The following is an 18705-nucleotide window of genomic DNA, read 5'->3' on the forward strand; positions in this document are numbered from 1 at the left end:
ATCAGGACACCTTGAAGCCCGCCACCGAGCCCTTCAGTTCGGTAGCCAGACTGGCCAGTTCGCCGACGGCTTCGGCGGTCTGCTTGGTCCCGGCCGTGGTTTGTTCGGTCACCTTGAGAATGTCCTGCATGGCTTCCGCCACACCGGCGGCGGAACGGGCCTGTTCCTGGGTCGCGGAGGAAATGTTTTCGATCAGGCTGGCCAGGTTCTGGGACACGGTACCGATTTCCGCCAGGGCCTGACCGGCGGCATCAGACAGCTTGGCCCCTTCCACCACGCCCTGGGTGGATTGTTCCATGGCGGACACGGCGTCCTGGGTATCCGTCTGAATGGTCTTCACAATGGCCGCAATCTGCTTGGTAGCCTCGGCGGACCGTTCCGCCAAACGCTGCACTTCTTCCGCCACCACCGTGAAGCCGCGCCCGGCTTCCCCGGCGGAAGCGGCCTGAATGGCCGCGTTCAAAGCCAGTACGTTGGTCTGTTCCGTAATGTCGGAAATCAGTTCCACGATTTCGCCAATTTCCTGGGAGCTTTCCCCCAGCCGCTTAATCCGTTTGGCGGTTTCCTGGATCTGCTCACGAATTTCGTTCATGCCCTTGATGGAATCCTGCACGGCCTGGGTCCCCTTTTCGGCGGCGGACAGGGACTGGCGGGCCACCTGGGCGGACTGGGTGGCTTCCCCGGACATCTGGCTCATGGAATTGGCCACGGACAGCACGGATTCCCCGGCGTTCTGAATTTCCTGGGACTGGCGTTCGGCGGCCAGCAGCAGTTCTTCAGAGGTACGCCGGGCCATTTCCGTGGCCTGGGTCACCCGGTTGGCCGCGTCGTTGATCCGGCCCACCAACACCCGCAGTTCTTCAATGGTGTAGTTGATGGAGTCGGCGATGGCCCCGGTGATGTCCTCGGACACGGTGGCGGTCACGGTCAAATCCCCGTCGGCCAAGTCCCCCAGCTCATTCATCAGCCGCAGAATGGCGTCCTGATTCTGCCGGTTCTGTTGTTCCGATTCCTGGCGCATGCGTTCGGATTCCGTCGCCCGGCGCCGGGTGTCATCCAGGTAAATCTTGGCCATCAGCACCAGGGCAGCCAGGGCGGCCAGCACCAGGAGCACCAGCAGCACAATGTAGATGGCCCGTTCGGACAGTTCGTCCTGGTAGCCCTGGGCCAGCTTGTCCGTAGCACTCAGCAGTTGTTCGCTGCCGCTGAAAATGGCGGAACCGGCCTGCTTGGCCAGCACCAGGCGCTGCATATTGCCCAGAATGCCGCCCACGGCCTGCTGGTATTCCTTGAAGACTTCATCCAGTTCCGCCAGCTTGGCTCCCACGTCACTGGGGGAGGAGGACTTGGGACTGGTTTTGATCAGGTCGTCCAGAATGTCGCGAAAGCTGTTGGTGTCCTTCCCCAGGAGGAAGGCCACTTCCGGGTCGATGGCACTGCCCACCAGCAGGGCGGAAGCGTTCTTGGCAATCCGCTGGGTCAGCATCACCAGCTGGTTGGCGGCGGCGATGTCGTGGGCGCCCCCGTTACTTTGCAGCTTCATGGCCGCCACCTGCTCGGACAATTCCAGCAGCTGGGGATTTTTGCCGTTGATGGTGGACACGTCCTTGCCCAGGGATACCAGGTTCTTTTCCATGCCCAGCAGGGCCTGGGCATTTTTATTGGTCTTGTCCCATTCCGTTACCAGGGCCTGCAACTGGGGCTGAACCCCGTCCGGTGAAGGAGGCACCGCCACGTCGTTGATTTCACCGCCGGAGGACAGATGCTGGAGCAGGGAGGAGAACTTTTCCCGGGAATCCTTCAACTGCTGGAAGGCCACCGGATTCCCTTGCAGGGCCTGGGCGGAAGCCTTGGCCAGGCGTTGGGACAACATGCGCATTTCCCCGGAAGCCGCCACATAGGCCGTGCCGTAGGTGGAGTCCCGGTTGTCATGGTAGATCAGCCCCCCGGTCACCAGCACAATGACCAGCAGCCCGGAGCCGAGAATCTGCAACTGCTTGATAACCGGATATTGGCCGAGGAAATTGGCCACCACCGCCGCCGGTTCCTTGCTCTTTTTCTTGTGCTTCTTGGGGGCAGCGGCTGGGGCCTGGGCTTCCATGATCTTGGTGGGAGCGGCCAGCGTTTCATCACCGATGGGTTGGGCGGATTTGCCCTTGCCGAGAGAGAATTTGGGCAATTTCAGCTTGAACGCCATTTGGGTCTCCAAAATGAATCGGGGGTCGGCATAAGGCAGTCACCCATGACCGGACTCAACCACATATCTGCATGAAATTCGGATCGGACAGCAGGGCCCGTACTTCCAGCTTGCGCCAGGTACGTTGTTCGCCATCCGTGAAAGAGGCCTGTCCCCAGGCGGGCGCCGCCGTATCGGCGGGCCGGGAGGTCAGGGTGTCGATGTTCTTCAAGCCCAGGGAACGGGTCACCAGCAGGGCCGCGTTGCTGCCGTGGCGGGTGCCGATGAGTAACAGCCGGGCATTGCTGTTCCGGGGGGTGGGCTCCCCCCCCAGGAAGGCGGAGAAATCTGCCACGGCATAAAGGCTGCCCCGAATATTGGCCAGCCCGGCAAACCAGGGCTGGGTCAGGGGCACCGGGGTGAGTTCGGCGCTCAGGGGCACGATTTCCCCCGTATCGCTCAGATTCAGCAACCACAGGGCATTGCCCGCCTGTACGCCGAGCAAACCCGCCGCCCCCTGGCCCTTGGCCGCCCCGGAGAGGCGGGAGGCCAGGTGTTCCTGGAATTCGCGGAGACTGATCTTTTTCGCCATACCGGCCGGGCCCCAGGTTTAGATGGCGGAAATCTTCGCCAACAGCTCTTCCGGATTAATGGGCTTCACCAGGTAATCCTGAGCCCCCTGGCGCAGGCCCCAGATTTTGTCCGTTTCCTGGCCCTTGGAGGTGCAGACGATGACCGGGATGTCCTTGGTATCGTCATCCCGGGTCAGGGTGCGGGTGGCCTGGTAGCCGTTGAGGCCGGGCATCACCACGTCCATCAGCACCAGATCCGGCTTTTCCGCCTTGGCCTTGGCGATACCATCCTCGCCATTTTCCGCCGTCACCACCTGGTAGCCGCTCTTGGTCAGAATTTCCACCATGAAATGGCGCTCTGTGGGGGAGTCGTCCACCACCAGAATTTTTTTCACAGACATAGAAAACCTCTTGCTCTCTCTAATTTCATTCACTGCACCTGGGGCTGACCGTGTTCCGCCACGGCCAGGAGCAGGCTGTCTTTGGTAAAGGGTTTGGTGAGGTATTGGTCGGAACCGACCATCCGCCCCCGGGCACGGTCAAACAGGCCGTCTTTGGAGGACAGCATGACCACCGGAGTGGAGCGAAAACGGGGATTTTTCTTGATCAGGGCACAGGTCTGATAGCCATCCAGACGGGGCATCATGATGTCGCAGAAGACGATATCGGGCTGATGATCGGCAATCTTGGACAGGGCATCGAATCCGTCTTCTGCCAGCACCACCTGGCACCCTGCCTGAACGAGGAAAATCTCCGCGCTGCGACGGATGGTATTGCTGTCGTCAATCACCATCACCTTCACGCCACGCAGATTGTGGACTTCCGGCACATCGACCTCCCAATATCTGGGCTATTAACCAGTCTTATGAATTATGCGGCAATACTAATACGGTCCCCCCAATTTGCCTAGATTTCCATGAAATGCTTATGGTCATTTCTTAGAAAACCCGGCCAGGGTACGGACTAAAAAGCACTTTTTACCCTATTTCCTGATCTTCGAGCGCACTTTTTCCCACCTATTTCCTTCCCCTTCCCAGGTTTTTTCCCGGCCTCCCGTCTTTTCCCCGGCCCGGGGCTCCCCGGGACAAAGCCGGGACTTTCCCCGCCGATTCATGGGGAAGGGGGATTCAGGATAAAATTGGGTGACTTTTCCCAGCCGGGCTCCGGCCCGCCCCCTCCAGGCTCCATGACCACACCCACCCCCCAACTGCTGCCCCCCATCGTTCTTACCTTTGCCGCCGCCGACCCTTCCGGGGGCGCGGGCATCCAGGCTGATCTGCTCACCCAGGCCAGCCTGGGCTGCCATCCCCTGTCCGTCATCACCGCCCTGACGGTGCAGGACACGGTGGGGGTGGAGGCCATCCAGGCCATGGACCCGGACTGGGTGGAGGATCAGGCCCGCTGCCTGCTGGAAGACATGCCCGTGGCCGCTTTCAAGATCGGGCTGGTGGGCAGCGTGGAAAATACCTCGGTAATCGCCAGCATTGTGTCCGATTACCCGGACATTCCCCTGGTGCTAGACCCGGTACTGGCGTCCGGCCGGGGGGATGAACTGGCCACGGAGGACATGATCGCCGCCCTGCGGGAAATGCTCATTCCCCAGGCCACCCTAGTCACCCCCAACAGTCTGGAAGCCCGCCGTCTGGCGGACGAGGATGACGAGGAGGAGCCGGAGCTGGACGAATGCGCCCGGCGCCTCCTCAGCTACGGGGCTGAATTCGTGCTCCTCACCGGCACCCACGAAAACACCGCCAAGGTGATCAACACCCTCTACGGGGAAACGGGCATGGTCCGGGCCGACCGCTGGGAGCGCCTGCCGGGCAGTTACCACGGCTCGGGCTGCACCCTGGCCTCCGCCATCGCCGCCAATCTGGCCAACGGTCAGAGCATCGGCGATGCGGTGCGGGATGCCCAGGACTACACCTGGCAGGCCCTGGCCGCCGGTTTCCGCCCGGGCATGGGCCAGTACATTCCGGACCGCTTTTTCTGGGCCCGGGCCGCCGAGGACAATGGCTCCGGCCATGTCTGAGCAGCGTTTTCCCCGCCACGCCCCGGCCCGGGGGCTCTACGCCGTCACCCCGGACGGTCTGTCCACCCCTGCCTTACTGGCCCAGGCGGAAGCCGCCCTGGCCGGCGGCGCCCCCCTGCTCCAGTACCGGGAAAAAAGCGGCGACCGGACCCGGCGCCGGGAACAGGCCACCGCCCTCCTGGCGCTCTGCCAGCGCCACGGCGCCCGGCTGATCATCAACGACGACCTGGAACTGGCCCTGGCCATTGGGGCCCACGGGGTCCATCTGGGCCGGGAAGACGGGAATCTGGCCGCCGCCCGGGCCGCCCTGGGGCCGGACCGGATACTGGGGGCCTCCTGCTACAACGAATTCGCCCTGGCCCAGCAAGCCGCCCAGGCGGGGGCCAGCTACGTGGCCTTTGGCGCCATCTATGCTTCCCCCACCAAGCCCGGCGCCGTCCAGGCCCCCTTGAGCCTGCTCCAGCGGGCCCGCCGGGAACTGCTCCCCGCCTATCCCGGCCTCACCCTGGCCGCCATCGGCGGCATTACCCTCACCAACGCCGCCCCGGTGCTGGCTGCCGGCGCCCAGTGTCTAGCGGTGGTGAGCGACCTTTTTCAGGCCCCGGACATCCCTGCCCGGGCCGCCGCCTATCAACGTCTTTTTAGGGAAAGCACCTGCCATGACCAGCCGTAACCAGTCCCTGTTTGAAGCCGCCCAGCGCCATATCCCGGGCGGCGTGAATTCCCCCGTGCGGGCCTTCGGCTCCGTGGGCGGCATCCCGCCCTTTTTCGCTGGCGGCAAAGGCCCCTGGGCCTGGGACGCGGACGGCAAGCGCTATCTGGACTACGTGTGCTCCTGGGGCCCCCTGATCCTGGGCCACGCCCATCCGGAAACCGTGGAAGCGGTCCAGGAAGCCGCCTCCCGGGGGCTTTCCTTCGGCGCCCCCACGGAAGGGGAAGTGGAACTGGCGGACCTGCTCTGTGACCTGCTGCCCTCCGTAGACATGGTGCGGCTGGTGTCCTCCGGCACGGAAGCCACCATGAGCGCCATCCGCCTGGCCCGGGGCCATACGGGCCGGGATCTGCTGGTGAAATTCGAGGGCTGCTACCACGGCCACTCGGACAGCCTGCTGGTGAAGGCGGGCTCGGGCATGCTCACCTTCGGCAACCCCTCCTCCGGCGGCGTCCCCGCCGACGTGGCCAAGCACACCCTGGTGCTGGACTACAACGATCCCCAGCAGCTGGCCGACGCCTTCGCCACCCGGGGTCAGGAAATTGCCGCCGTGATCGTGGAACCGGTGGCGGGCAACATGAATCTGGTGGCCCCCAAGCCCGAATTCCTCAAGGCCGCCCGGGAGCTGTGCACCCGCCATGGCGCCGTGCTCATTTTCGACGAGGTGATGACCGGCTTCCGGGTCGGGCCCCAGTGCGCCCAGGGCCTCTTTGGCATCACCCCGGACCTGACCACCCTGGGCAAGGTCATCGGCGGCGGCATGCCCCTGGCAGCCTTTGGCGGCAAGCGGGAAATCATGGAAAAAATCGCCCCCCTGGGCCCGGTCTATCAGGCCGGCACCCTGTCCGGCAACCCGGTGGCAGTGGCCGCTGGCCTGGTAACCTTGAAGGCCACCCGGGCTCCGGGCTTTTATCAGACCCTATCCACCCGCACCCGGCAGCTCACGGATGGCCTCACCGCCGCCGCCCAAAAGCACGGTATTCCCTTCTCCGCCCAGGCGATGGGGGGCATGTTCGGCCTCTATTTCCGGGCCGCCCCCCCCACTTCCTACAGTGAAGTGATGGAATGCGACAAGGAACGCTTCAACCGCTTCTTCCACACCATGCTGGACGCTGGCCACTACTTCGCCCCCTCCACCTATGAAGCGGGTTTTGTCTCCGTGGCCCATAGCGAAGCCGACGTAGCCAGCACCCTGGCCGCCGCCGAAAAGGCCTTCGCCGCCCTCTAAGTTACTCCGTAGCGCCCATCCCCGGCCCTCCCCGGCCGGGGACCTTTCCCCCTCCCGCTCCTCCGCCCCTTTCCCCGGGGCCGATTCCTCCTCCGGGGTGAAATCCGACATTTGTCGCATTTCTTACAGCCCCTTCCCCGTACCGCCATTTCATTACAAGCCTTTGTTTTAACTTGAATTAGCCACTGTCATTCCGGTTGGCACCCTTATTGCGTAGTCCCTGGCGAGAGGTTATGCCATGACGACGAACCGGATCATCACCATTAACGACACCACCCTGCGGGACGGCGAACAGACCGCCGGGGTCGCCTTTACTGCCGAGGAAAAGCTGGCTATCGCCCGCGCCTTGGCGGCGGCGGGCGTGCCGGAAATGGAGGTGGGCATTCCGGCCATGGGCCCCCTGGAGCAGGAAGTGATCCGGGCCATTGCGGCGGAAGACCTGCCCTCCCGGCTCATGGTCTGGGGCCGCATGTGCGCCAGTGACCTGGAAGTGGCCCGCCAGTGCGGCGCCCACATCGTCAATCTGTCCGTCCCCGTCTCCGACCTGCAAATCCGCCACAAGCTGGGCAAGGACCACCGCTGGGTGCTGGACAGCATCCGCCGCTTCGTCCCCCTGGCCCGGGACGCGGGGCTGGATGTGTGCGTCGGCGGGGAGGATTCCTCCCGGGCCGATCTGGATTTCCTCCATCAGGTGCTGGCCGCAGCCCAGGCCGCCGGCGCCCGCCGTTTCCGCTTCGCCGACACCCTGGGGGTGCTGGACCCCTTCGCCACCTTCGACCGGATCAAGGCCCTGCGGGCGGAGAGCGATCTGGAAATTGAAATGCACGCCCACGATGACCTGGGCCTGGCTACCGCCAACACCCTGGCTGCCGCCTGTGCCGGAGCCACCCACATCAACACCACGGTGAACGGTCTGGGAGAACGGGCGGGCAACGCGGCCCTGGAAGAATCGGTGGTGGCCTTGAAGCACCTCTACAACATGGACACGGGGGTCGATCCCCTGAAATTCCCGGAAATTTCCGATCTGGTGGCCCGGGCCTCGGGCCGGCCGGTGGCGGTGAATAAAAGCATCGTGGGGGCCAACGTATTCACCCACGAAGCGGGCATCCACGTGGATGGCCTGACCAAGAATCCGGCCAATTACCAGGCCTTCGATCCGGCGGAAATCGGCAAGGGCCACCGCATCATCCTGGGCAAGCATTCCGGCTCCAGCTCGGTGATCCACGCCTACCGGGACCTGGGCATTGAACTGAGCGAAGACCGGGCCCGGCGCATTCTGCCCCGGGTGCGCAACTACGCCATGGCCTACAAACGCCCCCCCGGATTTCGGGAACTGATGAGTTACTACCTGGAGAGCAGCCGTCCGGCTGCTTCCTGAAAAGGAGAAAGCCATGGAAGCCCTGATGGACGAACTGCAAAAGCTTTCCAGCGCCGAAGAGTTCCTCAATTACTTCGGCCTGGAATACGACCCCAAGGTGGTAAGCGTTTCCCGCTTGCACATTCTCAAGCGCTTCAACCAGTACCTGGCCCGGGAAGGCGGCCTGACGGGCCTCAACGACGGGCTGGCCCGGGCCAAGTGCCAGGAGCTGCTGCTCCGGGCCTATACGGACTTCGTCCATTCCTCCGGTATCGAACAAAAGGTTTTCAAGGTCTTTCATCAGGGTGTGCAGCAGGTGTCCCTGGACAGCCTGCGCCACTCCTTAGGAGAAGCTCGCCATGCATAGCGTCGTCTGTATCAAGCAGGTGCCGGACTCGGCCCAGATTCGGGTGCACCCGGTCACCAACACCATCATGCGTCAGGGGGTGCCGGCCATCATCAACCCCTTCGACCTCTTCTCCCTGGAAGAAGCCCTGCGCCTGAAGGACAAGTTCGGCGGCACGGTAACCGTGGTCTGCATGGGGCCTCCCATGGCGGAAGCGGCTCTGCGCAAGTGCCTCTCCTTCGGGGCGGACGACGCCATTCTGGTCTCCGACCGGGCCTTCGCCGGTTCGGACACCCTGGCCACCTCCTACGCCCTGTCTTCCACCATTAAGAAAATCATGGAAAAGCAGCCGGTGGACATCATTTTCACCGGCAAGCAGACCATCGACGGGGATACGGCCCAGGTAGGCCCAGGCATCGCCAAGCGCCTCAATTACCAGCTGCTCACCTACGTTTCCAAGATCGTCGGCGTGGATCTGGAAAAGCGGGAAGTCCAGGTGGAACGCCGGGCCGAAGGCGGGGTGCAGCTGCTCAAGACCGCCATGCCCTGCCTCATCACCATGCTGGAAGGCACCAATGAAATGCGCTTCGGCGACCTGGACGATCTGTTCCGGGCCGCCCGCTACGACCTCAAGGTGTGGAACCGGGAAATGGCAGGCATCGCCGAGGTGACCAATATCGGCCTCAAGGGCAGCCCCACGGTGGTGGGCAAGGTCTTCGCCCCCAAGCCCCGCAGTCAGCGGGCGGAAATGATCGAGACGGTGGACGGGGACCCGAAGAACCTAGCCGCCACGCTGCTGGCCAAGGTGTTCACCCAGAACCCCAAGCTGGAAAAGGAAATCGCCAAGCGGGCGATGTAACAGGGAGACATCAACATGAGCGAACAAGTCAAAAAACCCGCGCGTAAGAAGGTCGAACTGGACCCCCGCTTCGTCAATTACAAGCACGTCTGGGTATTCATCGAAAGCGAACGGGGGGAAGTGCACCCGGTTTCCTGGGAACTGCTGGGGGAAGGCCGCAAACTGGCCGACACCCTGGGGGTGGAACTCTGCGGCGTGGTCATCTGCGGCCCGGGGGAACGGGGCGCGGGCATCTGCCAGGAAGCCTTCCACTTCGGTGCCAACAAGTGCTACCTGCTCCAGGATGAGGTGCTCAAGGATTACCGCAATGAGCCCTACACCAAGGCCCTCACCGACCTGGTAAATACCTACCAGCCGGAAATCCTCATGCTCGGCGCCTCCACCCTGGGCCGGGATTTGGCCGGCTCCGTGGCCACCACCCTGGGCACCGGCCTGGTGGCGGACTGCACCGAGCTGGTCATCGAGGAAGGGGGCCGCAATCTGGCCTCCACCCGGCCCACCTTCGGCGGCTCCCTGCTCTGCACCATCATGACCCAGCGCCACCGGCCCCAGATGGCCACCGTGCGCCCCCGGGTCATGGCCATGCCGGACGAGGACAAATCCCGCACCGGGGAAATCATCCCTGTGCCCTTCACCATGCTGGAAACCAGCATTGTCACCAAGGTCCTGGAATTCATCCCGGATGACACCCGCAACAAGCCCAATCTGCCCTTTGCCGACATCATCGTCTCCGGCGGCCGGGGCCTGAAAAAGCCGGAAAACTTCCAGCTGGTCTGGGATCTGGCCAAGGTGCTCGGGGCGGAAGTGGGGGGTTCCCGGCCTGTGGTCCAGGCAGGTTGGGTAGAACTGGACCGGCAGGTGGGCCAGTCGGGCAAGACGGTGCGCCCCAAGCTCTACATCGCCGCCGGGATTTCCGGCGCCATCCAGCACCGGGTGGGCATGGACGGCTCGGACGTGATCATCGCCATCAACACGGACCCCAATGCCCCCATTTTCGACTTTGCCCACTACGGCATCGTCGGCAATGCCATGACCATCCTCCCGGCCCTGACCGAGGCCTTCAAGGCCCACATGGCCCAGGTCCGGAAAGCGGGTTGAGCCATGTGCCCGGGCCAGCCCACCCTCCGCCCCCGTTTCCTCTTGCCCACCTCGGGAAGCGCCGCCAGACAAGCGGTCAGCGTTTTCCGGAAGGAGTCTTAAATGCCTGAAAAATTTGACGTCATCGTCGTAGGAGCCGGCATGGCCGGTAACGCGGCGGCCTACACCCTGGCCAAGGGCGGCCTCAAGGTCCTGCAGATCGAACGGGGGGAAACCCCGGGTTCGAAAAACGTCCAGGGCGCCATTCTGTATTCCGACGCCATTGAAAAAATCATCCCGGACTTCCGGGACGAAGCGCCCCTGGAACGGCACCTGATCGAACAGCGGGTGTGGGTCCTGGACGACAGCTCCTACATCGGCAGCCACTACCGCTCCGAGGATTTCAACAAGCCTCCCTACAACCGCTACACCATCATCCGGGCCCACTTTGACCAGTGGTTCAACAAAAAGGCCCGGGAAGCGGGAGCCCTGGTGATCTGTGAAACCACGGTCACCGAACTGCTCCTGGACGGCAACAAGGTGGTGGGGGTGCTCACGGACCGCAAGGGCGGGGAAATTCACGCCGACGCCGTGATCCTCTGCGACGGGGCCAATTCCCGCCTAGCCACCAAGGCCAACTTCCATCCAGAGATCAAGCCCAAGGACGTGGCCCTGGCGGTGAAGGAAATCCACTTCCTGCCCCAGGAAACCATCGAATCCCGCTTCAACATCGGCGAGGATGAAGGGGTGGTCATCGAAATGGCGGGCAAGATCAGCGCCGGCATGATGGGCACCGGGTTCCTCTACACCAACAAGGAATCCATCACCCTGGGGGTGGGCTGCATGCTCTCCGACTTCAAGAAACAGAAAGTCACCCCCTACCAGCTGCTGGACCAGATGAAGAACCATCCCTCCATCGCCCCCCTGATCGCCGGCAGCGAAATGAAGGAATACGCCGCCCACCTGATTCCGGAAGGGGGCTTCAACGCGGTGCCCCAGGTGTATGGGGACGGCTGGATGATCGCCGGGGATGCGGGCCAGTTTGTGAACGGCATCCACCGGGAAGGCTCCAATCTGGCCATGACCACCGGCATGCTGGCGGCCCAGACCCTGGTGGAACTGAAAGCGGCAGGCAAGCCCTTCAACGCTGCCAACCTGGCCGCCTACAAGGCCCGTCTGGACGACAGTTTTGTCATGAAGGACCTGAAAAAATACCGGCGCATGCCGGACATCTTCCACCAGAACAAGCAGTTCTTTACCACCTATCCGGAACTGCTGTCCAAGGCCGCCCAGCATCTGATCCGGGTGGATGGGGTGGATAAAAAGACCAAGGAAAAGGAAATCAAGAAAAGCTTCCTGGCTTCCCGTTCCCTTTTTGGCCTGATCGGCGACGCTTTCAAGTTCTGGCGTGCGGTGGAGTAAGCGGAGGATATGACCATGATGAAGGTAGAAGAAAAGCTGTTCCAGGACCGTTACCGGGTGGATGGGGGCCGGCCCCACATCAAGATCAAGGACCCGGAGGTCTGCATCCACCAGTGCGCTGACCAGCAATGCACGGTGTGCTGCCCGGCGGGCTGCTACACCCAGGAAGGCAACGGCAAGGTGGTACTCATCTCCGACGGCTGCCTGGAGTGCGGCACCTGCCGCATCATCTGCGACGAACACCGGAACCTGGACTGGGAATGGCCCCGGGGCGGCTTCGGCATTCTTTTCAAGTTCGGTTGAGCCGTACCGGGTCCCCGGGGGCAACGGCGCAGGTCCGCCGCCCCCGGCCCCCTTTCCTCACAAGGTAAAAGAACATCATGGACGACATACATCTCTTCCTGGCCCACGCCATCCGTCTGGAGACGGATTCGGCCCGGCGCTATGAAGAACTGGCCACCAGCATGCAGACTCTGGGCAGCGCTGACGTGGCCGCCTTTTTCCGCCAGATGGCCCACTTCTCCCGCCTGCACCTGGCGGAAGCCACGGAACGGGGCGGCTTTCGCCACCCCCCGGTGCTGAAGCCAGAAGAATATCAATGGCCCGATGGCACCAGCCCGGAAACCGCGGCCTGGGCCGGGGTGGACGGCTTCATGGACGTGCCCGGGGCCCTGGCCCTGGCTCTGGACGGAGAACAGCGCAGCCGGGCCTTCTACGCGGACATCGCCGCCGCCACGGCCAATCCCCGGGTGAAACGCATGGCGGAGGAATTCGCCAAGGAAGAAGGGGAACACGTGGCCGCCCTGGAAAAGCGCATCGCCGGCAACGCCTCCTAGGCACGGCTCCGGGCCCGGCAAGGTTTTCAGGGAGTTTCCGGCAGACGCGGCGCAAAGAACGCCGCCCCCGGCAGAGAACAACAGGAGTTCAGCATGGCCAAGCCCAAGAAGCACGTCTTTGTTTGCACCCAGAGCCGCCCCCCGGGACACCCCCGGGGCAGTTGCAGCGCCACCGGCGGCCAGGCGGTAATGCAGGCCTTTTTCCAGGAGCTCACCAACCGCAACGCCTTTGACCGCTTCGCGGTTACCGCCTGCGGCTGCCTCGGCCCCTGCGACGGCGGCCCCCACGTGCTGGTCTATCCGGAAGGGGTCTTGTACCAGCACGTCCAGGTGGAAGACGTGGGGGAAATCTTCGACCGTCACCTGGAATTCGACGAGCCGGTGGAAAGATTGCTGGCGCCCCCCTTCCTATGGGGCTAATCGAAGAACTGGCGGACCCGGACGGGGGCCCCCTGCCCGGCTATTGCGGCGATGTTCCCGATCCGGTGGCCCGGCTGCTCCTGGCCGCCGCCGAAACCCGGGACGACGGGGAGGGGGAAAGCCTGCTGCGCCAGGCCCACCAACAGGCACCGGACAACTTCGCCGTGTACCTGGGACTCTACAAATTCCACTTCTACCGCCAGCACTTCCCGGAGGCGGAACACTGGATGCGGGCCGGGCTGGCGGCCGCTGCCGGGGCCGCCGGGTTTCCCCTGGACGCCCCCGGGCCCAACCATTTCGCCGAGCCCCTGGGCCCGGCGCCCCGGTTCTACCTCTTTTCCCTGAAAGCCCTGGCCTTTACCCTGCTGCGCCAGCACCGCACGGCGGAGGCCAGAAGCTACCTGGATCAGCTGGAACGCTTCGATCCCCAGGATCGGGTAGGGGCGGAACTGGTGAAGGCCATCGCCGCCCAGTGCTGAAAAGCCCCCGTTCGGGCCGGACCATAAAGCCGACCCACCGGCGGTAAAAAAAGGGCGGAGCGTCCGGTTTCCCCGGCACCCCGCCCGACCAATGTCCCATGGGGACGCGACGATAAAACAAACCTCTTCCCTCACCGGTCCGGGGTAAGCCCCCGGACCGGTGCCTCTTACAGGGAGGCCAGGAAGCGCAGCAAATCCTCCCGGCCTCCCCGATCCAGTGCCACAAAGCGCTGCCGCGCCCGCCGGGCTTCTCCCCCGTGCCAGAGAATGGCCTCCGTCACATTGCGGGCCCGGCCATCGTGGAGCAGGGTGCTGTGCTCGTTGATCTTTTCCTGTAGCCCCAGGCCCCACAGGGGCGGCGTGCGCCACTCCCGGCCCCCGGCCCGGAAATCCGGCCGGCCGTCCGCCAGACCGAGCCCCATGTCATGGAGCAGCAGGTCGGTGTAGGGGGCAATGGTCACCTTGGCCAGTTGGGGGAAGGCCCTATGGGCGCCGGTGTGGAGCTCGGGCTGGTGGCACTGGCCACAGCCCAGGCGGCTAAACAGGGCCTTGCCCCGCATGACCGGCGCCTGATCCTGATCCCGGGGGGCGGGCACGGCCAGGAGGGCCAGATAGGTACGCAGATCTTCCAGCTGGGCGGCGGTCAGCTCCGGCTCACCCCCGGCGGGGGCCCGACGGCAGGCGGTCTGGCCCGCCATGCAGTTCTGTTCCGGGAAAATGGGGGAGGTAATGCCCAAATCCCCCCGCATGGCCCCGGCGATCTGCTGGACCAGACTGGGCATATTGGCCTTCCAGCCAAAGCGGCCCACCACGGTTTTGCCCGCCGTGGCGTCCCACACACGGTTCACCCGGCCCCGCACCCCGTCCGGCTTGGCCGCCCGGGCCCGGGCTTCCAGGTCGGCCACAGGCACCGCCTCCAGAAGCCCCAGGCCGAATACGGAGGGCCCCACCCGGGGAGAGGTCAGCACCCCGTCCAGGGGCCCGTAGGCCAAATCCACGAAATGCAGGGTCATGCGCCGCAGGGGCACCCGGGTGCCGTCTCCCAGGGTTACCGGCGCCAGTTCCTGCCAATGAACATCCGCCCGGCCTTCCCCGGGGACGCCGGGAATGCCTTCCTCGTTGAGTTGATCCCCGTAGGCCGGATGGGGCTTGGGTCCCCCGTGGGGCCCCCGGCCCGGCACGGAAAGGCGCACCAGCATGGACTGCATGCGCTGCTCCGGCCCGTCCGGTGCCTTGCCCCGGCCCTCCTTGGGGTGACAGGAAAGACAGGCCAGCCGGTTGTAGAGAGGCCCCAGCCCATCCACCGTATCGTCCTTGGCGGGGGCCACTACCCAGTCCTGGCGAAACAGGCTGCGGCCCCGAAGAAAGGCCTGACGCTGGCTTTCGCTCAGCCCGGGCAGGGGCTTGGTATAGGCTTCCCGACTGTCGTCCGCCACGGTCCCGCCGCCCCAAGCGGCGAGAGGAGGCAGGCCGGCCCCAGCCAGCAAGGCCAGGGCCCCCAAACGTTTGAAATTTTTCATACGCCCAACTCCTTGAGGGCCTGGTCGGCCTGGGCCCGGCGTTGGGCACAGGCGGCCCGCCAGGCCGCCTCCACGGCGGTCACCGGGGATTCGTCCCCTTCCACCCGGTCCCGATAGGCCGCCAGCAAGGCCGGATCGGCGGCCTGGGCCTCGCTCAGGGGCGGCACCCCCAGCAGCCGGGAGACATCCGCCAGGGCCTGGGGCCCGGCTCCCCGCTCCCGGGCCAGCCGGGTACGCCGCCACAGGTCCGCCTGTTGCCCCTGGGGCTCGATGAGCATTTGCTGGAACAGGGCAGCCACCAGGGAGAGCCGATCCCGGGTGCGGGGCCCGTCGTAGTCATAGGCCCCCTGGGCCGCGGCCTGGAAGGGCCGGTGGTAGTCCGCCGGCAGCCCCTCATAGACGGTGGGGCGTACCGGCAGTTTGCGGATGTCCCCATGGGTGAGGAGCTTTTGTCCGGTTTGGGACAAAACAAACTGGACAAAGGCGGCGGCCCCGTCGCCATGGGGGGCGGCGGCGGTCACGGCAATCTGGGCCGGGTTAATGCCCCCGTGGGTCGGATAGACGAAGCGAATGGGGGCTCCGTTGGCGATGGCGGACTGGACAAAAAAGTCGATGGACAGGCCTACTGCGGCCCGGCCTTCTGCCACCTCGTCCCCCACAAAGGTGGCGCCCCGATCCACCAGGCGGGACTGGGCGGCAATCTGGCTCCACAGGGTCCAGCCCTCATCCCAGCCATAGGCCTGGAGCACCAGATCCACCATTACCGGGGCAAACCCCACCCGGGCCGGGATGGGCAGGGCGATACGCCCCGCCAGCCGGGGATCGGCCAGATCGCGCCAGTCCCGGGGCAGGGGCACCCCCAGTTGCTTGAGTAGGGGCTCGTTACAGGCGAAGCCGTAACCCGCCATTTCCGTGGCCGTATAGGTGGCCGCCGAATTACGCAGCTCGGTCTTACCGATGTGGTCGGGCAGGCCTTCCAGAGCCACGGGCAGGGGGCGCCAGGCCCCTTCCTGGTGGAGGCGGGCGAAATTCCGGGGGGAGGCTGACCAGTACACATCCACCCCGCCCTGGCCCGGTTGTTCCAGGTAAGGCAGGGCATCGTGGGGCATGCGCCAGATGAGCTGGAGCCGGTACTGGGGATAGGCCTGTTCAAAGGCCGCCTCAAAGCGGGACAGCACCTCATCCGGATAGGCGGTGAGCACCACCACCGGGGTGGGTTTGGTCGCCGCCCAGAGGGGCCGGGCGGCCAGGGCCAGGGCACTCACCCCCAGGGTTTGCAAGGCCCGACGCCGATCGGGGCGAAAAACCCGGGAGGTAAGGCTAGGAGAAAATTTGGACATGGACTTCCTCACAGGGGGGCGTTGAACTGGACGAAGAAGGTGCGGCCTTCCTCGTAAAAGCCTTCGCTATAGGCGTAGAGGCGGTCGAAGAGATTGCGGATGCCCGCTTCCACCACCGTGCCGTTGCCGAAGCGGTAGCCGGTCTTCAGATTGGCCACGGCAAAGCCGTGGGCCACCTGGCTGCCGTCCGTGGAGGAATAGCGATAGGAGGAAGCTTCCACGCTGCCCGTGGTGCTCCAGGCGCCATGGTGCAAGGTGCCGAAGGAGAAGAGCTTGTTGCGGGGGGTGTCGGTGAGCCGTACCGTGGGATCGGATAGATTCACCCGGTCCAGGTAGGTGTAATTGCCCCCCAGATCCCAGGGCCCCAGGCTGCCGGAGAGGGACAGTTCCACCCCCTTGGCCTCCGCGTGGCCCACGTTCTGCATCTGGGTGCAGGGCGGGGTGGAACAGGCGGTGGGCTCGATGCGCACGGACTGGATCAGGTCCCGGATGTCGCTATAGAACAGATTGGCTTCGCCCAACCAACGTCCGGCCAGGAGATCGCTGTAACCCACTTCGTAGTTATTGGCCCGCTCCATTTTCAGGTCCGCGTTGGGAATGGCGGTACCCATGCGGTAGGAGTAACGGTCCTTGATGGTGGGGAAGCGGCTTTTCCGAGCCATCGTGGCGTGCAGCTTGCCGGTCTCGGAAGTCTTGTAGAACAGGCCCAGTTGCAGGTCCGTGGCCGAGTTGTCGCTGGGTTTGAAATCCGACACCACCCCGGTTTTGCTGTTGTAGTCCTGGGCTTCCAGGCTTTCCCGCCGGGAGAAGGCCACGCCTCCCACCAGGGAGAGGCGTTCGCCCAACTTCTGGGTATCTTCAAAGGCCACGTCCTGGGTGCGGTCCTTGAAATGGCGCACCGGCTCCCCGGCGTTGTGTTCCCGGTGCACGTCCTCCTTCCAGTGGTAGGCCACCTTCAGCACATTGCTGGCGCTCAGGTCCAGATCGTCTTCCACGCTGGCCCCGTCCGTGTAGTCGTTGTACCAACTCTTGAAGGAAGACTTGAACTTCATGGAGTTGTAATTGCTGTTGTCGAAGGCGAACAGGGAATTCCGGTAGGTATCGTGATAGACCTTGAACTTCAGGGTCTGGCGCTCAAACCGGGTACTGGAAATGAAGTACAGGCTGTCCTTATCCCAGTAGGGCCATTGCCAGTAGCGGGGCGTCTGACCGGCCACCGTGCCCGCATAGGGGGGCGTGCCCTTCACCCCATGCTGGTTGATGTAGTTGATGCTGTATTCGTCCGTGGCGTTGGGGGTGAAACCCAGCTTGAGATTGACCTTGCCGTCCCGGTTGTAGCTGTTGTTCCGGTCCCCCCCGTCTTCCCCCGGGGCTCGGGAAAAGCTGTCGGGCAGGCGGAAATATTCCTGATCCAGATAGGAGGCGCTGGCCTGGAAGTACCAGGAGCCCTGGTTACTGCCCACATTGGCGTAGGCCCGGTAGCCGTTGCCCTCCCCCTTGTCCGTGAGGGTGAAACCGCCCCCCACTTCCCCCTCGAAGGCTTTAGTGGGCCGCCGGCTCACCAGATTAATGGCGCCCCCCAGGGTATTGGGCCCGTAGGCCAGGGAACTGAAGCCCTTAGAAACCTCGATGCGGGACAGGTCAAAGGTGTTGAAACGACCCAGATCCACATAGCCGTCATAGGGCACATACACCGGAATGCCATCCACGAAGACCGGCACCTGGCGCAGGTCAAAGCCCCGCACATAGGCCATCTGCTCGTTGCGGGCCCCCACCTTGCTGATATTCACCCCGGGCAACAAATCCAGGGCCGTGCCCACGGTTTCCCGGTCATGCAGGCGCATTTCCTCCAGGTCCACCACGGCGGAGCCGGGAGCTACCTCCTGGAGGGGGGAACCGTTAACCTGCACCTCCCCCAGGGTAAATACCGGCTCATCCGCCCCCTGGGCCCCGTTCAGCAGCAGGCTCCCCAAGAGGCCTACCCATATTTTCCGTTCCATGCTGTCCCTTTTTTCCCCGGCGGTCGGAAAGCCAACCGTCCGCCAATATGTTGTTGGATATATAACGATTGTCGGAATGCGGGATTCCAAGGGCCCTTTAGCGAAGGCCGTGCCAGGGCCTAGCCATCCGTTATATTTTCAAGGAAACAACCAGATTTGGCGGGGCTTCGGCCATCCCACCCCCATTGACAGCCCCGGGTCAGCAATGCAACACGATGTATCTTTTCGTACATAGCGCACCAGGATAGGGAGGCCCTTCCCCAAACCCGGGTCCGGGCGCTGATCTGCCCCACCCTGTCGGCTCTACGACAAGGGATTCCACCCAGGGCCGC

19 protein-coding genes are annotated in these 18705 nt (G+C 64.1%); 12 read left to right on the top strand and 7 right to left on the bottom strand.

What is annotated here, in order from left to right; genetic code table 11:
• Nucleotide 1 precedes the first annotated feature (1 nt).
• The 4 genes from Azoinq_RS05870 to Azoinq_RS05885 are packed head-to-tail and all read right to left on the bottom strand — an operon-like array spanning nucleotide 2 to nucleotide 3541.
• The gene (locus tag Azoinq_RS05870; protein ID WP_216131102.1) at nucleotides 2-2197 is read right to left on the bottom strand and encodes a methyl-accepting chemotaxis protein; all 2196 of its coding nucleotides are present in this window, start codon (nucleotides 2195-2197) and stop codon (nucleotides 2-4) included.
• 55 nt (nucleotides 2198-2252) lie between these two features.
• On the bottom strand, nucleotides 2253-2768 hold the full coding sequence (locus Azoinq_RS05875; protein ID WP_216131099.1) for a chemotaxis protein CheW: 516 nt from the start codon (nucleotides 2766-2768) through the stop codon (nucleotides 2253-2255).
• Nucleotides 2769-2786: 18 nt separating this feature from the next.
• Nucleotides 2787-3149 carry a response regulator transcription factor gene (locus Azoinq_RS05880; protein WP_269751311.1) on the bottom strand — a complete coding sequence of 121 codons (363 nt, stop codon included), beginning with the start codon at nucleotides 3147-3149 and terminating at the stop codon, nucleotides 2787-2789.
• Between the two features lie 29 nt (nucleotides 3150-3178).
• Nucleotides 3179-3541 (bottom strand): response regulator, encoded by a 363-nt coding sequence (locus Azoinq_RS05885; protein ID WP_216132173.1) that lies wholly within the window; start codon nucleotides 3539-3541, stop codon nucleotides 3179-3181.
• A 393-nt stretch (nucleotides 3542-3934) separates the two neighbouring features.
• Between Azoinq_RS05885 and thiD the strand changes: the two genes are divergently transcribed.
• The 12 genes from thiD (at nucleotide 3935) to Azoinq_RS05945 (ending at nucleotide 13513) form a co-directional block, all read left to right on the top strand.
• Entirely contained in the window at nucleotides 3935-4777 is an 843-nt protein-coding gene (thiD, locus tag Azoinq_RS05890; RefSeq protein ID WP_216131096.1) for a bifunctional hydroxymethylpyrimidine kinase/phosphomethylpyrimidine kinase, read from the top strand.
• Nucleotides 4770-5450 carry a thiamine phosphate synthase gene (thiE, locus tag Azoinq_RS05895; RefSeq protein WP_216131093.1) on the top strand — a complete coding sequence of 227 codons (681 nt, stop codon included), beginning with the start codon at nucleotides 4770-4772 and terminating at the stop codon, nucleotides 5448-5450. Before thiD ends, thiE begins: the two co-directional genes overlap by 8 nt.
• Nucleotides 5437-6717 (top strand): glutamate-1-semialdehyde 2,1-aminomutase, encoded by a 1281-nt coding sequence (hemL, locus tag Azoinq_RS05900; RefSeq protein ID WP_216131090.1) that lies wholly within the window; start codon nucleotides 5437-5439, stop codon nucleotides 6715-6717. Before thiE ends, hemL begins: the two co-directional genes overlap by 14 nt.
• A gap of 238 nt (nucleotides 6718-6955) precedes the next feature.
• Nucleotides 6956-8095, top strand: coding sequence for a homocitrate synthase (nifV, locus tag Azoinq_RS05905; protein WP_216131087.1), 1140 nt, complete (start codon nucleotides 6956-6958; stop codon nucleotides 8093-8095).
• A gap of 13 nt (nucleotides 8096-8108) precedes the next feature.
• Nucleotides 8109-8441, top strand: coding sequence for a nitrogenase stabilizing/protective protein NifW (gene nifW / locus Azoinq_RS05910; RefSeq protein ID WP_216131084.1), 333 nt, complete (start codon nucleotides 8109-8111; stop codon nucleotides 8439-8441).
• Nucleotides 8434-9279: an electron transfer flavoprotein subunit beta/FixA family protein gene (locus tag Azoinq_RS05915; protein ID WP_216131081.1), complete on the top strand. Its 846-nt coding sequence runs from the start codon at nucleotides 8434-8436 to the stop codon at nucleotides 9277-9279. The genes nifW and Azoinq_RS05915 overlap by 8 nt, the downstream gene beginning before the upstream one ends.
• A 15-nt stretch (nucleotides 9280-9294) precedes the next feature.
• Nucleotides 9295-10377 (top strand): electron transfer flavoprotein subunit alpha/FixB family protein, encoded by a 1083-nt coding sequence (locus Azoinq_RS05920; protein WP_216131078.1) that lies wholly within the window; start codon nucleotides 9295-9297, stop codon nucleotides 10375-10377.
• 102 nt (nucleotides 10378-10479) lie between these two features.
• Complete coding sequence (locus Azoinq_RS05925) at nucleotides 10480-11778, top strand: FAD-dependent oxidoreductase (protein WP_216131075.1); 1299 nt, start codon at nucleotides 10480-10482, stop codon at nucleotides 11776-11778.
• Between the two features lie 15 nt (nucleotides 11779-11793).
• Complete coding sequence (locus Azoinq_RS05930) at nucleotides 11794-12081, top strand: ferredoxin family protein (protein WP_216131072.1); 288 nt, start codon at nucleotides 11794-11796, stop codon at nucleotides 12079-12081.
• A gap of 77 nt (nucleotides 12082-12158) precedes the next feature.
• Nucleotides 12159-12614 (top strand): ferritin-like domain-containing protein, encoded by a 456-nt coding sequence (locus Azoinq_RS05935; RefSeq protein ID WP_216131069.1) that lies wholly within the window; start codon nucleotides 12159-12161, stop codon nucleotides 12612-12614.
• A 93-nt stretch (nucleotides 12615-12707) separates the two neighbouring features.
• On the top strand, nucleotides 12708-13034 hold the full coding sequence (locus Azoinq_RS05940) for a (2Fe-2S) ferredoxin domain-containing protein (protein ID WP_216131066.1): 327 nt from the start codon (nucleotides 12708-12710) through the stop codon (nucleotides 13032-13034).
• Nucleotides 13025-13513, top strand: coding sequence for a hypothetical protein (locus tag Azoinq_RS05945; protein WP_216131063.1), 489 nt, complete (start codon nucleotides 13025-13027; stop codon nucleotides 13511-13513). The genes Azoinq_RS05940 and Azoinq_RS05945 overlap by 10 nt, the downstream gene beginning before the upstream one ends.
• Nucleotides 13514-13680: 167 nt before the next feature.
• Here the strand turns inward: Azoinq_RS05945 and Azoinq_RS05950 are convergent, their stop codons facing one another.
• The 3 genes from Azoinq_RS05950 to Azoinq_RS05960 are packed head-to-tail and all read right to left on the bottom strand — an operon-like array spanning nucleotide 13681 to nucleotide 18373.
• Nucleotides 13681-15033: a di-heme oxidoreductase family protein gene (locus tag Azoinq_RS05950; RefSeq protein WP_216131060.1), complete on the bottom strand. Its 1353-nt coding sequence runs from the start codon at nucleotides 15031-15033 to the stop codon at nucleotides 13681-13683.
• Nucleotides 15030-16373 carry an ABC transporter substrate-binding protein gene (locus tag Azoinq_RS05955; protein ID WP_216131056.1) on the bottom strand — a complete coding sequence of 448 codons (1344 nt, stop codon included), beginning with the start codon at nucleotides 16371-16373 and terminating at the stop codon, nucleotides 15030-15032. The genes Azoinq_RS05950 and Azoinq_RS05955 overlap by 4 nt, the downstream gene beginning before the upstream one ends.
• An 8-nt stretch (nucleotides 16374-16381) precedes the next feature.
• A complete protein-coding gene (locus Azoinq_RS05960; RefSeq protein ID WP_216131053.1) occupies nucleotides 16382-18373 on the bottom strand; it encodes a TonB-dependent receptor plug domain-containing protein in 1992 nt (663 codons plus the stop codon).
• Nucleotides 18374-18705: the final 332 nt, after the last annotated feature.

Origin of the sequence: Azospira inquinata (assembly GCF_018905915.1) — a bacterium.
Lineage (GTDB): Bacteria > Pseudomonadota > Gammaproteobacteria > Burkholderiales > Rhodocyclaceae > Azospira > Azospira inquinata.

Bases quoted from the DNA above. Each gene is read 5' to 3' on its own strand.
- Azoinq_RS05870 (WP_216131102.1), bottom strand. From the start codon at position 2,197: ATGGCGTTCAAGCTGAAATTGCCCAAATTCTCTCTCGGCAAGGGCAAA.
- Azoinq_RS05875 (WP_216131099.1), bottom strand. From the start codon at position 2,768: ATGGCGAAAAAGATCAGTCTCCGCGAATTCCAGGAACACCTGGCCTCC.
- Azoinq_RS05880 (WP_269751311.1), bottom strand. From the start codon at position 3,149: ATGTCTGTGAAAAAAATTCTGGTGGTGGACGACTCCCCCACAGAGCGC.
- Azoinq_RS05885 (WP_216132173.1), bottom strand. From the start codon at position 3,541: ATGGTGATTGACGACAGCAATACCATCCGTCGCAGCGCGGAGATTTTC.
- thiD (WP_216131096.1), top strand. From the start codon at position 3,935: ATGACCACACCCACCCCCCAACTGCTGCCCCCCATCGTTCTTACCTTT.
- thiE (WP_216131093.1), top strand. From the start codon at position 4,770: ATGTCTGAGCAGCGTTTTCCCCGCCACGCCCCGGCCCGGGGGCTCTAC.
- hemL (WP_216131090.1), top strand. From the start codon at position 5,437: ATGACCAGCCGTAACCAGTCCCTGTTTGAAGCCGCCCAGCGCCATATC.
- nifV (WP_216131087.1), top strand. From the start codon at position 6,956: ATGACGACGAACCGGATCATCACCATTAACGACACCACCCTGCGGGAC.
- nifW (WP_216131084.1), top strand. From the start codon at position 8,109: ATGGAAGCCCTGATGGACGAACTGCAAAAGCTTTCCAGCGCCGAAGAG.
- Azoinq_RS05915 (WP_216131081.1), top strand. From the start codon at position 8,434: ATGCATAGCGTCGTCTGTATCAAGCAGGTGCCGGACTCGGCCCAGATT.
- Azoinq_RS05920 (WP_216131078.1), top strand. From the start codon at position 9,295: ATGAGCGAACAAGTCAAAAAACCCGCGCGTAAGAAGGTCGAACTGGAC.
- Azoinq_RS05925 (WP_216131075.1), top strand. From the start codon at position 10,480: ATGCCTGAAAAATTTGACGTCATCGTCGTAGGAGCCGGCATGGCCGGT.
- Azoinq_RS05930 (WP_216131072.1), top strand. From the start codon at position 11,794: ATGATGAAGGTAGAAGAAAAGCTGTTCCAGGACCGTTACCGGGTGGAT.
- Azoinq_RS05935 (WP_216131069.1), top strand. From the start codon at position 12,159: ATGGACGACATACATCTCTTCCTGGCCCACGCCATCCGTCTGGAGACG.
- Azoinq_RS05940 (WP_216131066.1), top strand. From the start codon at position 12,708: ATGGCCAAGCCCAAGAAGCACGTCTTTGTTTGCACCCAGAGCCGCCCC.
- Azoinq_RS05945 (WP_216131063.1), top strand. From the start codon at position 13,025: ATGGGGCTAATCGAAGAACTGGCGGACCCGGACGGGGGCCCCCTGCCC.
- Azoinq_RS05950 (WP_216131060.1), bottom strand. From the start codon at position 15,033: ATGAAAAATTTCAAACGTTTGGGGGCCCTGGCCTTGCTGGCTGGGGCC.
- Azoinq_RS05955 (WP_216131056.1), bottom strand. From the start codon at position 16,373: ATGTCCAAATTTTCTCCTAGCCTTACCTCCCGGGTTTTTCGCCCCGAT.
- Azoinq_RS05960 (WP_216131053.1), bottom strand. From the start codon at position 18,373: ATGGAACGGAAAATATGGGTAGGCCTCTTGGGGAGCCTGCTGCTGAAC.